The organism is Pseudomonas sp. BJP69 (genome assembly GCF_007633355.1).
GTDB lineage: Bacteria > Pseudomonadota > Gammaproteobacteria > Pseudomonadales > Pseudomonadaceae > Aquipseudomonas > Aquipseudomonas juntendi.
Map to the genome: position 1 here is coordinate 164438 of NZ_CP041933.1, position 17715 is coordinate 182152.

The 17715-nt window shown below is 63.5% G+C and carries 18 protein-coding genes; 13 read left to right on the forward strand and 5 right to left on the reverse strand.

Features of this window, described 5'->3' with window-relative positions; all coding sequences use genetic code 11:
- The first annotated feature begins 1 nt into the window (after position 1).
- Positions 2-865: an ABC transporter ATP-binding protein gene (locus FPB55_RS00690; protein ID WP_144187342.1), complete on the forward strand. Its 864-nt coding sequence runs from the start codon at positions 2-4 to the stop codon at positions 863-865.
- Positions 866-878: 13 nt separating this feature from the next.
- The gene (locus FPB55_RS00695) at positions 879-1742 is read left to right on the forward strand and encodes an ABC transporter permease (protein ID WP_144187343.1); all 864 of its coding nucleotides are present in this window, start codon (positions 879-881) and stop codon (positions 1740-1742) included.
- 108 nt (positions 1743-1850) lie between these two features.
- On the opposite strand, the gene FPB55_RS00700 is transcribed toward FPB55_RS00695, so the two are convergent.
- Positions 1851-2411, reverse strand: coding sequence for a WYL domain-containing protein (locus tag FPB55_RS00700; protein WP_144187344.1), 561 nt, complete (start codon positions 2409-2411; stop codon positions 1851-1853).
- 207 nt (positions 2412-2618) lie between these two features.
- On the opposite strand from FPB55_RS00700, the gene FPB55_RS00705 reads away from it, so the two are divergent.
- The 6 genes from FPB55_RS00705 to FPB55_RS00730 all read left to right on the forward strand — a co-directional run bounded on the left by FPB55_RS00705 (position 2619) and on the right by FPB55_RS00730 (position 8656).
- Positions 2619-3413, forward strand: coding sequence for a tetratricopeptide repeat protein (locus FPB55_RS00705; protein ID WP_029885344.1), 795 nt, complete (start codon positions 2619-2621; stop codon positions 3411-3413).
- 210 nt (positions 3414-3623) lie between these two features.
- Positions 3624-4076, forward strand: coding sequence for a MarR family transcriptional regulator (locus tag FPB55_RS00710; RefSeq protein WP_029885345.1), 453 nt, complete (start codon positions 3624-3626; stop codon positions 4074-4076).
- Positions 4073-6160, forward strand: coding sequence for an FUSC family protein (locus tag FPB55_RS00715; protein ID WP_144187345.1), 2088 nt, complete (start codon positions 4073-4075; stop codon positions 6158-6160). The genes FPB55_RS00710 and FPB55_RS00715 overlap by 4 nt, the downstream gene beginning before the upstream one ends.
- On the forward strand, positions 6157-6369 hold the full coding sequence (locus tag FPB55_RS00720; protein WP_009682394.1) for a DUF1656 domain-containing protein: 213 nt from the start codon (positions 6157-6159) through the stop codon (positions 6367-6369). Before FPB55_RS00715 ends, FPB55_RS00720 begins: the two co-directional genes overlap by 4 nt.
- On the forward strand, positions 6366-7241 hold the full coding sequence (locus FPB55_RS00725; RefSeq protein ID WP_009682395.1) for an HlyD family secretion protein: 876 nt from the start codon (positions 6366-6368) through the stop codon (positions 7239-7241). The genes FPB55_RS00720 and FPB55_RS00725 overlap by 4 nt, the downstream gene beginning before the upstream one ends.
- The gene (locus FPB55_RS00730) at positions 7238-8656 is read left to right on the forward strand and encodes a TolC family protein (RefSeq protein ID WP_047149957.1); all 1419 of its coding nucleotides are present in this window, start codon (positions 7238-7240) and stop codon (positions 8654-8656) included. The genes FPB55_RS00725 and FPB55_RS00730 overlap by 4 nt, the downstream gene beginning before the upstream one ends.
- Positions 8657-9099: 443 nt before the next feature.
- Here FPB55_RS00730 and FPB55_RS00740 read toward each other — a convergent pair whose 3' ends face one another.
- Complete coding sequence (locus tag FPB55_RS00740; protein ID WP_144187348.1) at positions 9100-9555, reverse strand: transposase; 456 nt, start codon at positions 9553-9555, stop codon at positions 9100-9102.
- Positions 9556-9773: 218 nt separating this feature from the next.
- Here FPB55_RS00740 and FPB55_RS00745 point away from each other — a divergent pair, with 218 nt between their 5' ends.
- Positions 9774-11717, forward strand: coding sequence for a cytochrome c/FTR1 family iron permease (locus FPB55_RS00745; RefSeq protein WP_144187350.1), 1944 nt, complete (start codon positions 9774-9776; stop codon positions 11715-11717).
- A gap of 155 nt (positions 11718-11872) precedes the next feature.
- Here FPB55_RS00745 and FPB55_RS00750 read toward each other — a convergent pair whose 3' ends face one another.
- Positions 11873-12118 (reverse strand): TIGR02647 family protein, encoded by a 246-nt coding sequence (locus tag FPB55_RS00750; protein WP_009682190.1) that lies wholly within the window; start codon positions 12116-12118, stop codon positions 11873-11875.
- A 69-nt stretch (positions 12119-12187) separates the two neighbouring features.
- Positions 12188-12487 carry a hypothetical protein gene (locus FPB55_RS00755; RefSeq protein ID WP_029887274.1) on the reverse strand — a complete coding sequence of 100 codons (300 nt, stop codon included), beginning with the start codon at positions 12485-12487 and terminating at the stop codon, positions 12188-12190.
- A 149-nt stretch (positions 12488-12636) separates the two neighbouring features.
- Here FPB55_RS00755 and FPB55_RS00760 point away from each other — a divergent pair, with 149 nt between their 5' ends.
- Positions 12637-13299 carry a glutathione S-transferase gene (locus FPB55_RS00760; RefSeq protein WP_144187352.1) on the forward strand — a complete coding sequence of 221 codons (663 nt, stop codon included), beginning with the start codon at positions 12637-12639 and terminating at the stop codon, positions 13297-13299.
- A gap of 89 nt (positions 13300-13388) precedes the next feature.
- On the opposite strand, the gene argH is transcribed toward FPB55_RS00760, so the two are convergent.
- Positions 13389-14783 (reverse strand): argininosuccinate lyase, encoded by a 1395-nt coding sequence (gene argH / locus FPB55_RS00765; RefSeq protein WP_029887272.1) that lies wholly within the window; start codon positions 14781-14783, stop codon positions 13389-13391.
- Positions 14784-15079: 296 nt separating this feature from the next.
- Between argH and FPB55_RS00770 the strand changes: the two genes are divergently transcribed.
- The 3 genes from FPB55_RS00770 (at position 15080) to FPB55_RS00780 (ending at position 17692) form a co-directional block, all read left to right on the forward strand.
- Positions 15080-15823 carry a LytTR family DNA-binding domain-containing protein gene (locus FPB55_RS00770; RefSeq protein ID WP_115293226.1) on the forward strand — a complete coding sequence of 248 codons (744 nt, stop codon included), beginning with the start codon at positions 15080-15082 and terminating at the stop codon, positions 15821-15823.
- A gap of 163 nt (positions 15824-15986) precedes the next feature.
- Positions 15987-16928: a hydroxymethylbilane synthase gene (gene hemC / locus FPB55_RS00775; RefSeq protein ID WP_009682196.1), complete on the forward strand. Its 942-nt coding sequence runs from the start codon at positions 15987-15989 to the stop codon at positions 16926-16928.
- On the forward strand, positions 16925-17692 hold the full coding sequence (locus tag FPB55_RS00780) for a uroporphyrinogen-III synthase (RefSeq protein ID WP_009682197.1): 768 nt from the start codon (positions 16925-16927) through the stop codon (positions 17690-17692). Before hemC ends, FPB55_RS00780 begins: the two co-directional genes overlap by 4 nt.
- The last annotated feature ends 23 nt before the right edge of the window (positions 17693-17715 follow it).

Here is a 17715-nt window from a genome sequence, read left to right on the forward strand (position 1 = left end):
CATGACCGCCCCTTTGCCAGGCCACGCGGCCAGCAACCTGAGCCGTGTCGCCACACCGCCTTTGCTCAAGGTGGACAACCTCAGCCTCGAATACCGCACCGCGCAGCGCGTGGTGCGCGCTAATCACCAAGTCAGCTTCGAAGTCGACCTTGCCGACCGTTTTGTGTTGCTCGGGCCGTCCGGTTGCGGCAAGTCCACCTTGCTCAAGGCAGTAGCCGGGTTCATTGCGCCCGAGGAAGGGCAGATGCTGTTGCAGGGCCAGGCGATCCGCGGCCCAGGGCCTGACCGTATTGTGGTGTTCCAGGAGTTCGACCAGCTGCCACCGTGGAAAACGGTCAAGCAGAATGTCATGTTCCCGCTACTGGTGTCGGGCCAGCTAACACGTGCCGAGGCCCAGGAGCGAGCGCTGCATTACCTGGACAAGGTCGGCCTGGCGGCTTTCGCCGATGCCTACCCACACACTTTGTCGGGCGGCATGAAAGCTCGCGTAGCGATTGCTCGCGCCTTGGCCACGCAGCCGAAGATCCTGCTGATGGACGAGCCGTTTGCTGCTCTGGACGCCCTGACCCGGCGAAAGATGCAGGAAGAATTGCTGTCGTTATGGGAGGAAGTCCGCTTCACCTTGCTGTTCGTGACCCACTCCATCGAAGAAGCACTGGTGGTCGGCAACCGCATCCTGTTGCTGTCGCCCCACCCAGGGCGGGTGCGTGCTGAGGTGCACAGCCATCAGTATGACCTGGGCAGCTTGGGCGGGAGTGACTTCCAGGCCAGTGCCCGGCGCATTCACCGCTTGCTGTTCGACGAGGCGGATACGCCCGAGCCGCATGAAGGTCTTGGCTTCAACGATATTCGCGTTGCTTACTGAAGGAGTCTCAGCCATGACCACTACCCCTTTACGCCGGGAATATGAAGTGCAACTGCAGCCCCTGCTCAGTGTGCCTGTGGAGCGGCAATTACCCTTGGCCCAGCGCCTGTGGCAGCAGGGCTGGCTGCGCAAGGCGGCACTTCTGTTGGTTATCGCCGTACTCTGGGAGGCGGTCGCCCGCTATCAGAGCAATGACTTGCTGCTGCCCGGCTTCTTGCAAACCGCCGTGGCCCTCTGGGACGGCCTGGTCAGTGGCGAGCTGCTGGCCAAGGTCGGGGTTTCGCTGGTAATCCTGATCAAAGGGTATGTGCTGGGTATCGTCCTTGCCTTCGGCCTGACCAGTCTGGCCGTTTCGACCCAATTGGGGCGTGACTTGCTGGGCACGCTGACCTCGATGTTCAACCCACTGCCGGCCATCGCGCTGTTGCCACTGGCCTTGCTGTGGTTCGGCCTGGGTGATAACAGCTTGATCTTCGTGCTGGTGCATTCGGTGCTCTGGGCGCTGGCGCTCAACACCTACGCTGGGTTCCTCGGCGTGTCCGAGACCCTGCGCATGGCAGGCCGCAACTATGGCCTGAAAGGTCTGCGGCTAGTGCTGTACATCCTGGTGCCGGCGGCCTTGCCATCGATCCTGTCGGGTTTGAAGATCGGTTGGGCATTTGCCTGGCGCACCCTGATCGCTGCTGAGCTGGTGTTCGGGGCCAGCAGTGGCAAAGGCGGGCTTGGCTGGTACATCTTTCAGAATCGCAACGAGCTGTATACCGACAAGGTGTTTGCCGGGTTGGCGGTGGTGATCCTGATTGGTCTGCTGGTAGAAGGACTGGTGTTCAATACCCTTGAGCGGCTGACCGTGCGGTGCTGGGGGATGCAGCGCTGACCTGTACCGGCCCGGACGCCGGCAAGCCAGCGCCTAAGGTCGGCGACAATCTTGCTTGCGGCGTTTGGCGTGCCCGAGCTGGCTTGACGGGGATAGGGGCAGTACAGGCTACAGCTTCTGGTACTGCGCAGCCGCATTGCTCAGGGTTTTGCCAATCTCCTCGCGTAACCCCGTCGGCTGCTCCACCACCACCCCATCACCCTGGCTCAACAGCCACCAGCGCAGCGGCCAGCCATCGCTGACCGTGGCTCGCAGCCGGTGCCCATGCTCCAGCGCCGTCAGCTGCATGTCGCTGCTCAGCGGCGCTTCGCGCAACTGCCGCGCCAATGCATCGCTGATCCACGCCACCAACTCCACGCCCTCCCCCTGGGCCGGTTGCAATGCATCGCCGCGCAAGTGGCTCAACAAGTCGAAATTACCGCGCAGTTCGCCCACGGCACTGGCCGCCCAGTGCCAGCCGAACGGTATGCTCTTGTCATTGCGCTCCAGCGGAAAAATCAACGAAAGCTCATTCAGGTCGCGTTCAACGGTACGCTTGCTGACAGTGAAGCCCACGTCGCGCAGGCGCCACACCAGCTCGGCGCTGGTAATGCCCGGGGAGCGACTGGGTAGCTGACGCAGCAGCGCCCATTGACGGCTGAGGGTGGCGCGAGTGGTGGCGAACGGCAAAAGATAACGTCCTTGTCTAGGCTTGCCGTCATAGCATGGCGGCAGGCGAGGGGCATGGCAATTGGCCACGACCTGCTCAGATCAAGTAAGTCGCATTTGGTTGCCTGGTGCCGAATCGTTCGCGACAGGTTTTGACGTGACATCACGCAGAATCACGCCTCATCACAGCCGAAGGTTGGGGTTGTGCGTCGTTCAATGAGGATGAACATGTCTGCTGCCAGCAATATCCATTCGCTGCTTGCCCGCCTTTTGCCCGAACGGGTCATCGCCGCCCCGGCACCGGCCGGCAGGCGGCATCGGTTGTTCGCCGGGGTAGGCTTGCCCAGCCAGCGCTCGCTGCTGATCAACCGCCTGGACGAAGCCAGTGACCTGCAGGCGGTTTACGCCGACCTGCGCCGCCAGGCATTGCAAGGTAGCGTAGCGGCACTCAACGACCTCGGCTGGATCTGGCTCAACGGCAAGTATTGGCGCGCTGACACCGTGTTGGCCGGGCACCTGTTGCGCATGGCGGCACTGCAGGGCAATGCTGCTGCGTGGTTCAACCTGGGGCAGCAGCATTACTTCGGCAAGGGTATCGACCCCTCCTATGCCCAGGCGGCGGATTGCTACCGGCAGGCCTTCGAGCGCGGCATGCTGCATGCCGCGGCGGCCCTGGGTGACCTGTATGAAGAAGAAGTGTGCGATGGCGAGCAGCAATGGCAGGTAGACCTGGTGCAGGCCTACCAGTGGTTCATGCGCGGGGCCGAGCGTGGCGAAGCGCGTTGCCGCTTCGAGGTGGGTTATCGCTTGATGCACGGGTTGTACGTGGAACCCGACATCAAGGCTGCATTGTACTGGCTGGAACTGGCGGCAGCCGCAGGGGTGGTACAGGCGGCCGAAGAGCTGGCGGTGCATTTCAGCAGCCGTGACAGCGTGCGCTACCTGCAGTGGCGCGACCGGGCCTTGCAGATGGGCAGCACACTCGCCCTGACCATGAAGCTGGAAGACCAGATACACCCCTGATTCCCCCGCTCGCACAGGCGACCACAGGCTGCAGTATGTGTGCAATACCTGTGGGAGCCGGCTTGCCGGCTATAGGGCCAGCACAGGCAATACACCCTCCAGCATGCACAACCATTCATCCATACCCCTCGTCACCCGCTGTTGACGACAGGGGGAGGTACGAGCGTATATTGATAGTTAGCAAACTATGAATATACCTGGATACTGTTCATGTCCCTTGATCTCCTGCGCCTGCAGGTCAGCAGTGGCATGGTAGTTGCGGCTCGCCATTGGCGGCGCATCTGCCATTGCGCGTTGACCAGTTACGGCATCTCCGAGGCCTGCGCTGCGCCGCTGCTGATGATCGTGCGCCTCGGCGACGGTGTGCATCAGGTAGCGGTGGCCCAGGCAGCCGGCCTGGAAAGCCCGTCACTGGTACGCCTGCTCGACCAACTGTGCAAGGCCGGCCTGGTCTGCCGCAGTGAAGACCCCCTCGACCGTCGCGCCAAGGCCCTGAGCCTCACCGCAGAAGGCCGCCGCTTGGCCGAAGCTATCGAAGCCGAACTGGTGCGCGTGCGCAGGGATGTGCTGCAAGGCATCGATCAGGCTGACCTGGAAGCCGCCTTGCGCGTGCTGCGCGCCTTCGAGGCTGCCGGCCTGGGCGGTGCAGGCGGGGTGGCATGAACGGCTTCTTCAGCTCGGTCCCCCCGGCGCGGGACTGGTTCTACGGTGTGCGCACCTTCGCGGCCTCGATGATCGCCCTGTACATTGCCCTGCTCATGCAGTTGCCGCGGCCCTACTGGGCCATGGCCACGGTGTACATCGTTTCCAGCCCCTTCGTTGGCCCAACCAGCTCCAAGGCGCTGTACCGTGCCGTGGGCACCTTGCTCGGTGCCGGGGGGGCGGTCCTCCTGGTGCCACCGCTGGTACAGTCGCCGTTGCTGCTGAGCATTGCCATCGCCCTGTGGACCGGCACCCTGCTGTTCCTTTCGCTGAACCTGCGCACGGCCAACAACTACATGCTGATGCTGGCCGGCTACACCTTGCCGATGATCGCACTGGCGGTTGTGGATAACCCCCTGGCGGTGTTTGAGGTCGCGTCTTCCCGCGCCCAGGAAATCTGCCTGGGGATTGTCTGCGCAGCCGTCGTTGGCGCCATTTTCTGGCCTCGCCGGCTGGCCCCAGTGGTGGTCGGCGCCACCGGCAACTGGTTTACCGAGGCCCTTAACTACAGCGATACCTACCTGGCCCGCGCTGGCAGCACCGACAAGGTCGGCGGCATGCGCGGGGCGATGGTCACCACCTTCAACTCGCTGGAGCTGATGATCGGCCAGCTCGGCCACGAAGGGGCTGGCCCGCACACCCTGAAAAACGCCCGTGAACTGCGTGGGCGGATGATTCACCTGCTGCCGGTCATCGATGCGCTCGATGATGCGCTGGTTGCACTGGAGGGCCGCGCCCCGGCTCAGTTCGCCCAGTTGCAGCCTGTGCTCGCCAGCGCTCGCGAATGTCTGCAAGGGACTGCCGCCAGCGCTTCTGTCGCCCGCTGGGCTGCGCTGCACGAGCAGATCGAGCGCCTGCAGCCCGCTGCCGCCATGCTCGACCAGCGCGCCGAGCTGCTGTTATCCAACGCCCTGTACCGGCTGACCGAATGGGCCGACCTGTGGCAGGACTGCTGCACCTTGCAACATGCCCTGCGCACCGACGATGCCACGCCCTGGCGGGCCGTGTACCGGCACTGGCGCCTGGGCCGCCTGACACCGTTCTTCGACCGTGGCCTGATGCTGTACTCGGTGGCCACCACGGTGCTGGCGATCATCGTCGCTTGTGGCCTGTGGATTGGCCTGGGCTGGAACGACGGCGCCAGCGCGGTAATTCTCGCGGCCGTGTCGTGCAGTTTCTTCGCGGCCATGGACGACCCGGCACCGCAGATCTACCGGTTCTTCTTCTGGACCTTGCTGTCGGTGATCTTCTCCAGCCTGTACCTGTTCCTGGTGCTGCCCAACCTGCACGACTTCCCGATGCTGGTGCTGGCCTTTGCTGTGCCGTTCATCTGCGTCGGCACCCTGACCGTGCAACCGCGTTTTTACCTGGGCACGTTGCTGACCATCGTCAACACCTCGACTTTCATCAGCATCCAGGGCGCCTATGATGCCGACTTCTTCACCTTCCTGAATTCCAACCTGGCCGGCCCTGTCGGCCTGCTGTTCGCCTTCATCTGGACGTTGGTCATGCGCCCCTTTGGGGTAGAGCTGGCTGCCAAGCGCATGACCCGCTTCGCCTGGCGCGACATTGTCGAAATGACCGTGCCGGCGACCCTGGCCGAACACCGCAAGCTTGGCGTGCAGATGCTCGACCGCTTGATGCAGCACCTGCCGCGCCTCTCGCAAACGGGCCAGGACAGCGGTGTAGCACTGCGTGACCTGCGTGTTGGGTTGAACCTGCTCGACTTGCTGGCCTACCTGCCGCGCGCTGGTCAGCAGGCCCGTGAGCGGCTCAATACCGTGGTTGACGAAGTGGGTGCGCACTACGCCGCCTGCCTGCACGCTGGCCAGCGCCTGCATGCGCCGGCTGCGCTGCTGCGCAACATGGAGCGGGCGCGGCTGGCGCTGAACCTGGATGAACTGTACGAGCGTGGCGATGCCCGCACCCACCTGCTGCATGCGCTGAGCGGCCTGCGCCTTGCCCTGCTGCCAGGTGTGGAGGTGATGCTCGAACCCGCCGAACAACTGCAACTGCCTGCCGGCCTCGACGGAGCGCCCCTGTGATTGGTGAACTGGATATCAGCGGGGTGTTCCTGCCCACGCTGTTGGTGATGATGCTTGGCACCTACCTGCTGTTCCTTGGGTTGCACGCGGTGCTGGTGCGCATGCATTTCTACCGCCTGGTCTGGCACCGGGCGTTGTTCAACGTTGCCCTGTATGCCGTGCTGCTTGGCGCGGTGGACCACTTTTGCCGAAACCTGATGCTGCCATGAAAAAACCTTTGCTGACCCTGGGCCGTGTGGTCCTGACCTTGCTGGTAGTGACCTTCGCCGCCGTGCTCGTATGGCAGATGGTCGTCTACTACATGTTTGCGCCCTGGACGCGCGACGGCCATATCCGCGCCGACGTGATCCAGATCGCCCCCGATGTGTCGGGCTTGATCCAGAAAGTCGAGGTGCACGACAACCAGACAGTCAAGCGCGGCGACGTGCTGTTCACCATCGACCAGGACCGCTTCACCCTGGCCCTGCGCCAGGCCAAGGCCACCCTCGGCGAGCGCCAGGAAACCCTGGCCCAGGCCTCCCGCGAAGCACAGCGCAACCGCAAGCTGGGCAACCTGGTGGCGGCCGAGCAACTGGAGGAAAGCCAGTCCCGCGTGGCCCGCGCCCGCTCGGCCGTCAGCGAGGCACAGGTGGCAGTCGATACCGCCCAGCTCAACCTTGACCGCTCGGTGGTACGCAGCCCGGTGGACGGTTACCTGAACGACCGTGCGCCGCGTAACCACGAATTCGTCACCGCCGGCCGCCCGGTGCTGTCGGTGGTCGACAGTGCCTCGTACCACGTCGACGGTTACTTCGAAGAAACCAAGCTTGGCGGCATCCACCTCGGCGATGCCGTGGATATCCGCGTGATGGGCGACAACACCCGCCTGCGCGGCCATGTGCAGAGCTTTGCCGCCGGCATCGAAGACCGCGACCGCAGCAGCGGCGCCAACCTGCTGCCCAACGTCAACCCGGCGTTCAGCTGGGTGCGCCTGGCCCAGCGTATTCCAGTGCGCATTGCGTTTGATGAAGTGCCAGAGGACTTCCGCATGATCGCCGGGCGTACCGCCACGGTGTCGATCATCGAGGGCCAGCATCCATGAAACAGCTCATCCTGGCTGGCCTGTGCCTGTCGCTGGGGGCCTGCATGATGGTCGGCCCCGACTATGAGGTGCCGAAGGACGCGGCGGTGCAACGCAGCGACCTCAATGGCCCGCTGCGCCAGGATGCCGACAGCGTGGTTTCGGCGCCGGTGCCCGAGGACTGGTGGCAGCTGTATCAGGATCAACGGCTGAACGAGCTGGTGCGCCAGGCCCTGAGTGCCAATACCGAGCTGCGCGTAGCCGCGGCCAACATCGCCAAGGCCCGCGCCCAGGTCGAAGTGGCCGAGTCGCAAGGTGGCTTCAACGGCGGCGTCAAACTGGGTGCCCAGCGCTTGCAGGAGTCTGGCGAAGCTTTCCTGCAACCTGAGAAGGTGCCGGTGGCCAACATTGGCGAGGCCATCATCAGCGCTTCGTATCAGTTCGACCTGTGGGGCACGTTCAAGCGTGGTACCGAGGCTGCAAAGGCCAATGCAGACGCGGTGCAGGCTGCTGCCGATACCGCCCGCATCACCTTGGTGGCCGACGTGGTCAAGGCGTATACCCAAGTGTGCTCGGCCAACGAGGAATACCACATCGCCCGCCAGTCGCTCGACTTGCAGGAGCAAAGCGTAAAGCTTAACCAGCGCTTGCGTGATGCAGGTCGTGGCGATGAAACCCAGGTCACCCGCTCGCAGACCCAGTTCAAGTCCTTGCGCGCCGAACTGCCGCGCTTCAAGGCCGAGCGTGAAACCGGCCTGTACACCTTGGCTGCGTTATTGGCCAAACCGGTAGACCAGTTGCCCGCCGGAACCGCCGATTGTGCCGAGCTGCCGCACCTGAACCAGTTGGTGCCGGTGGGCGACGGTGCTGCGTTGCTCAAACGCCGGCCTGATGTGCGCCAGGCCGAACGCCAGCTGGCCGCAGCAACTGCCTCTATCGGGGTTGCTACCGGCGCGCTGTACCCGGACATCAGCATCGGTGCCCAGGTGGGCACGATTGGTATTCTGGAAAACCTTGGTGAGCCGTCGACCAACCGCTGGGGTTTCGGCCCGCAGATCAGCTGGAGCATCCCCACCAACGGCACACGCGCCCGCATCCGCATGGCCGAAGCCTCTACGCAAGCAGCCTTGGCGAATTTCGACGGTGTGGTGCTGAACGCCATCCGCGAGACCCAGACTCGCCTGGCGCAGTACAGTGCCCTGCTGGACCGGCGTGACGCACTGGCCGAGGCAGAGAAGTCGGCCAAGGATGCGGCTGACCAGACGCACCGGTACTACCAGGCCGGGCGTGAGTCGTTCCTGGCGGACTTGCAGGCGACCCGCACCTATACTGACATGCGCGCGCAACTTGCAGCGGCCGATAGCCAAGTGGCGTTGGGGCAAATTGGTGTGTTCCTCGCCCTCGGTGGTGGCTGGAAGGACACCTTAAAGCCTTGAGGCCCAATCGCCGGCAAGCCAGCTCCCACAGGGAAAGCGCCAGCCCTGAAGGTTGTGCAGTACCTGTGGGAGATTCTATGGTTCCTGGCAAGGGTAGCCGGAGCATCTTCAGCGCCTGTGAGATCGAGCGCCGCCCGCGCGGCGCAATCGCGAGCTGCGCTCGCTCCTACGTTTGTTTCGGGCCAGTAACGCCTGTGACAGGCGCGCGCGGCCGCCTTGTTTGTACGGCGCGATATTGAGGCATGCACCAAGGCGTTCGCGCGCGAATCCCACAGGAATAATTGGCCCGAAACAAACGTAGGAGCGAGCGCAGCTCACGATTGCGCCGCGCGGGCGGCGCTCGCTCTAACAGGCGCTGCCATACCTTGTGGCAAACACCTGTCAGCCCTAAGGCGATCCCTGCGGGGCTTGCCTGCGATAGGGCCCCCGCAGGCAACATCTGGTCAGAGCCAAATCGCATCCCAATGCGGATAATCCCCAGCCCTCGCAACAAGACCCGCCCGCTTGGGGTTCATGACGATATATCGCGCCACATCCTGCACATCCTCCTCACGCCGCACGGCCCGGTCATGAAACCCCTTCTGCCAGAGCTGGCCGCTTCGCCCTCGATGCCTGTTGATCATCATGGTGCTACGGGACTTCACCCTGCGCATCAGCCGCTTCAGGCTGGCCGGCCCGAGCTCGACCAACCAGTGGAAATGGTCAGGCATCACCACCCAGGCAAGCGATCGGGCGCGACCTTCCTCTTCAGCCTGGCGGAACTCGGCCACCAGCAAGCGGGCTGAGCGAAAGTCATTGAAGATTGGGGCTCTTGCCAGGGTGGTGCTGGTAAGCAAATACAACCGACGGGTTTCCGAAAACCGGCCAAGCCGTAGCTGCTTTGAATGGGGACGATCCATGTTCCCTGCCTCTTGAATAGTGGCTCAACAGGCTAGTGGGTAAGGACCTACCCGCGGTGAATCATTTGGTACCCGGTGTTTCCTGTGGCATCGGTGCCTCCTTCATCGCCGGCAAGCCTGCCCCCAGATACCGTGCCATCCCGCGTGATCTTATTTGTACCAAGATTTTTCATGAAATCCGCCCAGCACCCTTGAGTGAAGCAAAGTGGAAGTGAACAATGTTCTCTTTCGCATTCCCTTCGAGACTGGCCATGAAAACCCGTTCCCGTCCGCTTGCCTGGCTGCCGGCTTTATTGCTCGGCACGGTGCTGGCGCTGTGCAGCGCTGCGGCATTGGCCGAAGCCCCCGCCGAGGCTACCAAGGCCCTGCACCTGCTTGACTACATTGGTGCCGACTACCCGCCAACCGTGAGTGACGGCAAGGTGGTCGACAGCGGCGAATACGACGAGCAGCGCGAGTTCGGCGCGGTACTGGCCGAACTGGTCAAAGGCCTGCCTGCAAATGCCGAGCACGCGGCACTGGAGCAGGGCGTGCAAGCGCTGCGCCAGGCCATCGACCAGCGTCTGGACGGCCCAGCGGTATCCAGGCAGGCCCGGCAACTGGGCGCACGCCTTGCGGTGGCTTATGAGGTGAGCCAAGCCCCGATAATCACCCCGGACCCGGCCCGTGGTGCTGCCCTGTACGCACAAAACTGTGCCATCTGCCACGGTGAAAGCGGCGCGGGCGATGGCCCGGCAGGCGTCGGCCTGGAGCCCGCGCCGGCCAACCTGCGCGACGTCGCGCGCCTTGACCAGTTGAGCCTGTTCGACCTCTACAACACCCTTGCCCTGGGCATCGACGGCACCGAGATGCCGTCCTTTGCCGACCAGCTGGACGACCGCCAGCGCTGGGACTTGGCGGCCTACATCGCCAGCTTCACCGCCAAGCCGGAAGCCGGCAAAGGCGACAAAACCTGGAACATCGCCGACCTGGCCCGCCAGACCCCGGCCGAAATCGCCGCCCACGAAGGCGCCGCGGCCGTGGAAGCATTCCGCGCCCAGCGTGCCCAGCCGCCGCAGGTCAAGCGTGGCCCTGCGCAATTGCTCGAATACACCGCCAGTACGCTCGACAAAAGCCTGGCCGCTTACCGTACAGGCGACCGCGACCAGGCTTATGACCTGTCGGTTGCGGCCTATCTTGAGGGCTTCGAGCTGGTAGAAAGCTCGCTGGACAACATCGATACCCAGGCGCGCAAGGCCACTGAAAAGACGCTGATGGCCTACCGCCAATCCTTGCAGGATGGCCTGCCCGTGGGCCAAGTCGAGCAGCGCCTGGGCGAAGCCAAGGTCAAGCTTGAGCAAGCGGCAAAGCTGCTGGGTAGCGACGGCCTGAGCTGGTCGCTGAGTTATGTCTCAGGCCTGCTGATTCTGTTGCGTGAAGGCCTTGAGGCGATTCTGGTGCTGGCGGCGATCCTGGCGTTCCTGCGCAACACCGGCCAGCAGTCAGCGGTACGCAGCGTCAACATCGGCTGGGGCCTGGCGCTGGTCGCTGGCTTCGCTACCTGGGCGCTGGCGGCCTATGTGATCAATGTCGGTGGTGCCCAGCGTGAGTTGCTGGAGGGCTGCACGGCGCTGTTTGCGGCCGTGATGGTGCTGTGGCTTGGGGTATGGATGCACGACCGACGCCACGCCGCTGCGTGGACGGACTACATCAAGAACAGCCTGGTCAGTGGTGGCGGGCGCTTTGGCTTCGCGGTGCTGGCGTTCTTCTCGGTGTACCGCGAGTTGTTCGAAGTGATCCTGTTCTATGAAACCTTGTGGCTGCAGGCGGGCCCTGCCGGGCACCAGGCGGTGCTGGCAGGCGGCGCCACGGCGTTGGTGCTGCTGGTGGGCCTGGCTTGGGTGATATTGCGCGGTTCGGCCAAGCTGCCCCTGACGCTGTTCTTCAGCATCAATGCGGCACTGCTGTGCACGTTGTCAGTGGTGTTCGCCGGGCATGGCATAAAGGCGCTGCAAGAGGCTGGGGTATTGGGCACGCGGCCGGTGGCGTTCTTCGAGTTCGACTGGCTGGGGATTCATCCCGACGCCTACTCGCTGTCGGCGCAGGCGGTGGCGTTGCTGGCGATCATCTTGCTGTACGGGCGCTCGCGCTTGGCAGAGAAGCGCAGGGCAACTGCTAACTAAAACCCTGCGCCGTCCCCCTGTAGGAGCGGCCTTGTGTCGCGATCGGGCCGCAAAGCGGCCCCAGGATTTCGGCAGCGCTGCACAAATTGTCGGGGCCGCTCTGCGGCCCGATCGCGACACAAGGCCGCTCCTACACACTTGACCGCGAAGGGCACTCAGGCCGGCTGTGGCGCCTTGAGAATGTTCTGCAACAGCTGCACACTTTCAACCGCGTCATGACCCAGGCTGGTCAGGTAGCCGCCATCCGGTTGGTCGGTCAGCCCCTTTTCATGCAGGCGCTGCGCAGCGGCGACCAGGGCGGGGGATGCAGTGCTGGTTATCTTGATGCCTTCCTGGCTGCTGTCGTGCTTGAACAGCGCGAGTACTTCCATTTCATCGATAAGATCGGGGGTAAAAGGCATGGTAACTCCTGACTTCCAGACGAGGATTACGGCACTTTCTACGGTGCCTGATCTTCGAGTGTAGCCGGGTTATTCGTCCTCGCCTTGATCCATCTCAGGTGGCAGCTCGGGCAGCGCACGCAGGGCTTTTTCGTACCACTCGCCGTTGAACGCGCGGTCTTCTGCCAGCATGTTGTCAATCTCGTAGGCCAGCACATGGGCCATCACATTGAGAATGTCTTCACGTTCCCAACCAACCAGGGTCAGCTTGTTGAAAGTGGCCTTGGCCGCCGGCGGCTCGCCGCTTTCGATCTGGTTCTCGATGGCTTGGGTCAGCGTTGCCTCGGCGAAGGCTTCGTCGTCATTGTCGATGTCGGTGGGCTCGCTCATTGGCGGTACTCCTGTGGTGGGATGCACAGTGTGCCACGCCTGTAGCGGCAATGCCCGGTCATAGACGAGGTGCATGACGCTGGTCAGGAACAGGCTTACGGTCTATAAAAGCCGAGCCAAACCCCTTACGGCCCGGAGGCTGTTACCTCATGCTCAAGCTTCATGGATTCTCGGTCAGCAACTACTACAACATGGTCAAGCTGGCGCTGCTGGAAAAAGGCCTGCCTTTCGAAGAGGTCACCTTTTACGGCGGCCAGGCGCCAAAGGCGCTGGAAGTGAGCCCGCGGGGCAAGGTACCGGTGCTGGAAACCGAACACGGTTTTCTCAGCGAAACCAGCGTGATCCTTGACTACATCGAGCAGACTCAGGGCGGCAAGGCGCTGCTGCCGGCCGACCCGTTCCAGCAGGCCAAGGTACGCGAGTTGCTCAAGGAAATTGAACTGTACATCGAGCTGCCAGCCCGTACCTGCTACGCCGAGTCCTTCTTTGGCATGGCGGTAGAGCCACTGGTCAAGGATAAGGCACGTACCGACCTGCTGGCCGGCTTCGCCACGCTCAAGCGTAACGGGCGCTTTGCGCCGTATGTAGCGGGTGAGCAACTGACGCTGGCAGACCTGATGTTCTGCTTCTCGGTCGATCTGGCTTATGCGGTGGGTAAGAAGGTGCTGAACATCGACCTGCTGGCGGACTTTCCGCAAGCCAAGGCGTTGCTCCAGCTGATGGGTGAGAGCCCGCACATGGCGCGGATCGTGGCAGACAAGGAGGCAGCGATGCCGGCCTTCATGGAGATGATTCGCAGCGGTAAGCGCTGAGCCTGGTGTTGAGCCCTTCGTGGGCACGCCCGCTCCCACAGTGGGAGCGGGCGTGCCCGCGAACGAGGGCGAAGCCCTCGCCTTGGGGCTTAGCGAGACGCCAACAGGGCTTTGCCACGAACAACGGCAGCCCGCACCTGCGCCGGCGCCGTACCACCAATATGGTCACGCGCATTGACCGACCCTTCCAAGGTCAGTACGGCAAACACATCCTGCTCGATCTGGTCGCTGAACTGGCGCAGTTCGTCCAGGCTCATCTCGGCCAGGTCCTTGCCGGTATCCACCCCATACTTCACCGCATGGCCAACGATTTCGTGGCAGTCGCGGAACGGCAGGCCACGGCGTACCAGGTAGTCGGCCAGGTCGGTTGCCGTGGAGAAGCCACGCAGCGCCGCTTCACGCATGATGGCGTGCTTGGGCTTGATCGCCGGGATCATGTCGGCAAAGGCACGCAGCGAGTCGCGCAGGGTATCGGCAGCGTCGAACAGCGGCTCCTTGTCTTCCTGATTGTCCTTGTTGTAGGCCAGCGGCTGGCCTTTCATCAGGGTCAGCAGGCCGGTCAAGGCGCCGAACACGCGGCCGGTCTTGCCACGTACCAGCTCTGGCACGTCGGGGTTCTTTTTCTGCGGCATGATCGAGCTGCCGGTGCAGAAGCGGTCCGGCAGGTCGATGAACTGGAACTGCGCGCTGGTCCACAGCACCAGCTCTTCGGAGAAGCGCGAGAGGTGCATCATCGCCACGCTGGCTGCAGCGCAGAATTCGATGGCGAAGTCACGGTCCGAAACGCCGTCCAGCGAGTTGCCGCCCACGGCCTCGAAGCCCAGCAGCTTGCAGGTCAGTTCGCGGTCGATCGGGTAGGTGGTACCGGCCAGTGCGGCGCTGCCCAGCGGCATGCGGTTGGTGCGCTTGCGGCAATCGACCAGGCGCTCGTAGTCGCGGCTGAGCATTTCGAACCAGGCCAGCAGGTGGTGGCCGAAGGTGACCGGCTGCGCGGTCTGCAGGTGGGTGAAGCCCGGCATGATGGTTTCGGCTTCGCGCTCGGCCTGCTCCAGCAGGCCCTGCTGCAGGCGGGTGATTTCGGCCAGGATAAGGTCGATTTCATCGCGCAGCCACAAGCGGATATCGGTTGCCACCTGGTCGTTGCGGCTACGGCCGGTGTGCAGCTTCTTGCCGGTGATGCCAATGCGGTCGGTCAGGCGTGCCTCGATGTTCATGTGCACGTCTTCAAGGTCGACGCGCCAGTCGAAGTTGCCGGCCTCGATCTCGGCCTGGATGGTTTTCAAACCATCGATGATGGTGTCGCGCTCGGCATCGCTGAGCACGCCGACTTGCGCCAGCATGGTGGCATGGGCGATCGAACCCATGATGTCGTGGCGGTACAGGCGCTTGTCGAAATCGACCGAGGCGGTGAAGCGGGCGACGAAGGCGTCGACGGGCTCACTGAAGCGGCCGCCCCAGGACTGATTGGTCTTGTCGGTGCTCATGGATTCACTCATTGCAGGCGTGAACGAAAAAGTGGCGCCGATAATAACAGGGTTGGGACGGCTGCCGCAGGGCGCCGGTCGACAGAAATGCCCGGAAAATGGCAGTGAATCATTTGAAGGAATGAACGGCAGTGTTCCACGGACCGTCTACAGTTGGACAGAAGACTGGCAGTGAATCTGCCGTCCGAGTGAATCTTTGGCCATCGCACCGGTCTAGAGCGTGACCGCAGTGTCGCTCGAACCACACCTGTCTACGCTATACCTGTGCGAGACTCATTCAGGAATCCAGCGCAATTATGAATGTCCTGATCGTTGATGACGAACCCCAAGGCCGTGACCGCCTTAGCCGGCTGCTCGGCGAACTGGAGGGTTACACCGTGTTGGAGCCCAGCGCTACCAACGGGGAAGAGGCCCTGACCCTGATCGACAGCCTCAAGCCCGACGTGGTGCTGCTGGACATCGCCATGCCAGGCCTGGACGGCTTGCAGGTCGCGGCCCGCCTGTGCGAGCGCGAGGCGCCGCCAGCGGTGGTGTTTTGCACCGGGGATGACCAATACAGTGCCGAGGCATTCAAGGACAGTACCCTCAGCCATGTCGCCAAACCTGTTCACCCTCAGGCCCTGCGGGATGCACTGCGCAAGGCCGATAAACCCAACCGAACGCAACTGGCGGCACTGACGCGGCCGGCCAATGAAGGCGGTGGCCCGCGCAGTCATATCAGCGCCCGCACCCGCAAAGGTATCGAGCTGATTCCGTTGGACCAGGTGGTCTACTTCATTGCCGACCACAAGTACGTAACCTTGCGCCACGACGGTGGGGAAGTACTGCTCGACGAGCCGCTCAAGGCGCTGGAAGACGAGTTTGGCGACCGCTTTGTACGTATTCACCGCAATGCCTTGGTTGCCCGGGAACGCATCGAACGCCTTCAGCGCACGCCCCTGGGCCACTTCCAACTGTTCCTAAAAGGCCTGAACGGCGATGCCCTTACCGTAAGCCGGCGTCATGTGGCCGGTGTGCGCAAGATGATGCAGGCCCTCTGAACCGGTGCCCGCATGGCAAGGGCTGGGCCCTTGCTGGCCGGCAGGTCGGCCCCACCGTCAGGGTGCAGGGCAGCCCTGAAGGGGCCCTTAGCTGATCCACATCTGCTAGCGATCCTTGCGATGCTGTTATGATCCACGGCATTTCTCTGGATCGGGGCGTTTCATGTCCACTCGCGAAATCCGCATTGCCACCCGTAAAAGCGCCTTGGCCCTGTGGCAGGCCGAATACGTCAAAGCCCGCCTTGAGCAGGCCCACCCTGAGCTGCGGGTGACCCTGGTGCCCATGGTCAGCCGCGGGGACAAGCTGCTCGACGCGCCGCTGGCAAAAATCGGTGGCAAGGGGTTGTTCGTCAAGGAGCTGGAAACCGCCCTGCTGGACAACGAAGCCGACATCGCCGTGCATTCGATGAAGGATGTGCCCATGGACTTCCCCGAGGGGCTGGGCCTGTACTGCATCTGCGAGCGGGAAGACCCACGTGACGCCTTTGTCTCCAACCATTTTGCCAGCCTTGAAGCGTTGCCTGCCGGCAGCGTGGTCGGCACCTCCAGCCTGCGCCGCCAGGCCCAACTGCTGGCGCGTCGCCCCGACCTGCAGATCCGCTTCCTGCGCGGCAACGTCAACACCCGCCTGGCCAAGCTCGACGCCGGCGAATACGACGCCATCATCCTCGCGGCCGCCGGCCTTATCCGCCTCGGTTTCGAAGACCGCATCACCGCCACCATCAGTGTCGACGACAGCCTGCCTGCCGGTGGCCAGGGGGCGGTAGGCATCGAATGCCGTAGCGCCGACCACGCGATCCATGCCTTGCTGGCGCCGCTGCACCACCATGACACGGCTGACCGGGTGGTGGCCGAACGCGCCATGAACAAGCGCCTGAACGGCGGTTGTCAGGTGCCGATCGCTTGCTACGCGGTGCTGGAAGGCGACCAACTGTGGTTGCGCGGCCTGGTCGGCCAACCGAGTGGCGGCACCCTGCTGGTGGCCGATGCCCGGGCCCCCCGTGCAACTGCCGAGGCCCTTGGTGTAGAGGTCGCCGAACATCTGCTGGGGCAGGGTGCCGAGGCCATCCTCAAAGAGGTCTATGGCGAGGCCGGCCACCCGTGAGCCAATGGCGCCTGTTGCTGACCCGGCCTGCCGAGGACTGTGCGGCGCTGGCGCAAAGCCTGGCGGCAGCGGGGGTGGCCAGCCACTGCCTGCCGTTGCTGGAGATCGAACCCGTGCAAATCCAGGCTGGGCAGCGCGCGTTGCTGCAGGGCCTTGGTGGCTTCCAGGCGATCATCGTGGTCAGCAAGCCAGCTGCACGGCTGTTGCTGGAACAGTTGGCCAACGCCAGCCTGCAGCCGCCCGTTCAAGGCTGGTTCACCGTAGGCGAGGCCACTGCCGCAGTGTTGCAGCAGGCGGGTCTGAGGGTGAATTGCCCGCCGCGTGGCGACGACAGCGAAGCACTGCTGATGCTGCCGGCACTGCGCCAGGCGGTTGCCGTGCCAGCAGCGCGGGTATTGATCGTTCGCGGCGTTGGAGGTCGCGAACTGCTGGCAGAGCGTCTTGCAGAGCAAGGTGCTAGTGTCGATTATCTGGAACTGTATCGTCGCTGCCTGCCGGTTTACCCCGCAGGCACGCTGATGCGCCGCATCGAAGCGGAACGCCTCAATGGCCTGGTGGTCAGCAGTGGGCAGGGTTTGGAACATTTGCAGCAACTGGCTGGCGCCGATTGGCCACAGCTGGCCCGGTTGCCGTTGTTCGTGCCGAGCCCGCGGGTAGCCGGGCAGGCCAGGGCCGCTGGGGCCCAACAGGTTGTGGATTGCCGTGGCGCCAGTGCCGCGGCCTTGCTGGCAGCTGTGCAGTCTTGCACTGCACCTGCCTCTTAAGGCGCTAAGCTGAACGCGATGCG

Excerpts from the sequence above, each read along its gene's own strand:
- FPB55_RS00690 (WP_144187342.1), top strand. The coding sequence starts at position 2 with ATGACCGCCCCTTTGCCAGGCCACGCGGCCAGCAACCTGAGCCGTGTC.
- FPB55_RS00695 (WP_144187343.1), top strand. The coding sequence starts at position 879 with ATGACCACTACCCCTTTACGCCGGGAATATGAAGTGCAACTGCAGCCC.
- FPB55_RS00705 (WP_029885344.1), top strand. The coding sequence starts at position 2,619 with ATGTCTGCTGCCAGCAATATCCATTCGCTGCTTGCCCGCCTTTTGCCC.
- FPB55_RS00710 (WP_029885345.1), top strand. The coding sequence starts at position 3,624 with ATGTCCCTTGATCTCCTGCGCCTGCAGGTCAGCAGTGGCATGGTAGTT.
- FPB55_RS00715 (WP_144187345.1), top strand. The coding sequence starts at position 4,073 with ATGAACGGCTTCTTCAGCTCGGTCCCCCCGGCGCGGGACTGGTTCTAC.
- FPB55_RS00725 (WP_009682395.1), top strand. The coding sequence starts at position 6,366 with ATGAAAAAACCTTTGCTGACCCTGGGCCGTGTGGTCCTGACCTTGCTG.
- FPB55_RS00730 (WP_047149957.1), top strand. The coding sequence starts at position 7,238 with ATGAAACAGCTCATCCTGGCTGGCCTGTGCCTGTCGCTGGGGGCCTGC.
- FPB55_RS00740 (WP_144187348.1), bottom strand. The coding sequence starts at position 9,555 with ATGGATCGTCCCCATTCAAAGCAGCTACGGCTTGGCCGGTTTTCGGAA.
- FPB55_RS00745 (WP_144187350.1), top strand. The coding sequence starts at position 9,774 with ATGTTCTCTTTCGCATTCCCTTCGAGACTGGCCATGAAAACCCGTTCC.
- FPB55_RS00750 (WP_009682190.1), bottom strand. The coding sequence starts at position 12,118 with ATGCCTTTTACCCCCGATCTTATCGATGAAATGGAAGTACTCGCGCTG.
- FPB55_RS00755 (WP_029887274.1), bottom strand. The coding sequence starts at position 12,487 with ATGAGCGAGCCCACCGACATCGACAATGACGACGAAGCCTTCGCCGAG.
- FPB55_RS00760 (WP_144187352.1), top strand. The coding sequence starts at position 12,637 with ATGCTCAAGCTTCATGGATTCTCGGTCAGCAACTACTACAACATGGTC.
- argH (WP_029887272.1), bottom strand. The coding sequence starts at position 14,783 with ATGAGCACCGACAAGACCAATCAGTCCTGGGGCGGCCGCTTCAGTGAG.
- FPB55_RS00770 (WP_115293226.1), top strand. The coding sequence starts at position 15,080 with ATGAATGTCCTGATCGTTGATGACGAACCCCAAGGCCGTGACCGCCTT.
- hemC (WP_009682196.1), top strand. The coding sequence starts at position 15,987 with ATGTCCACTCGCGAAATCCGCATTGCCACCCGTAAAAGCGCCTTGGCC.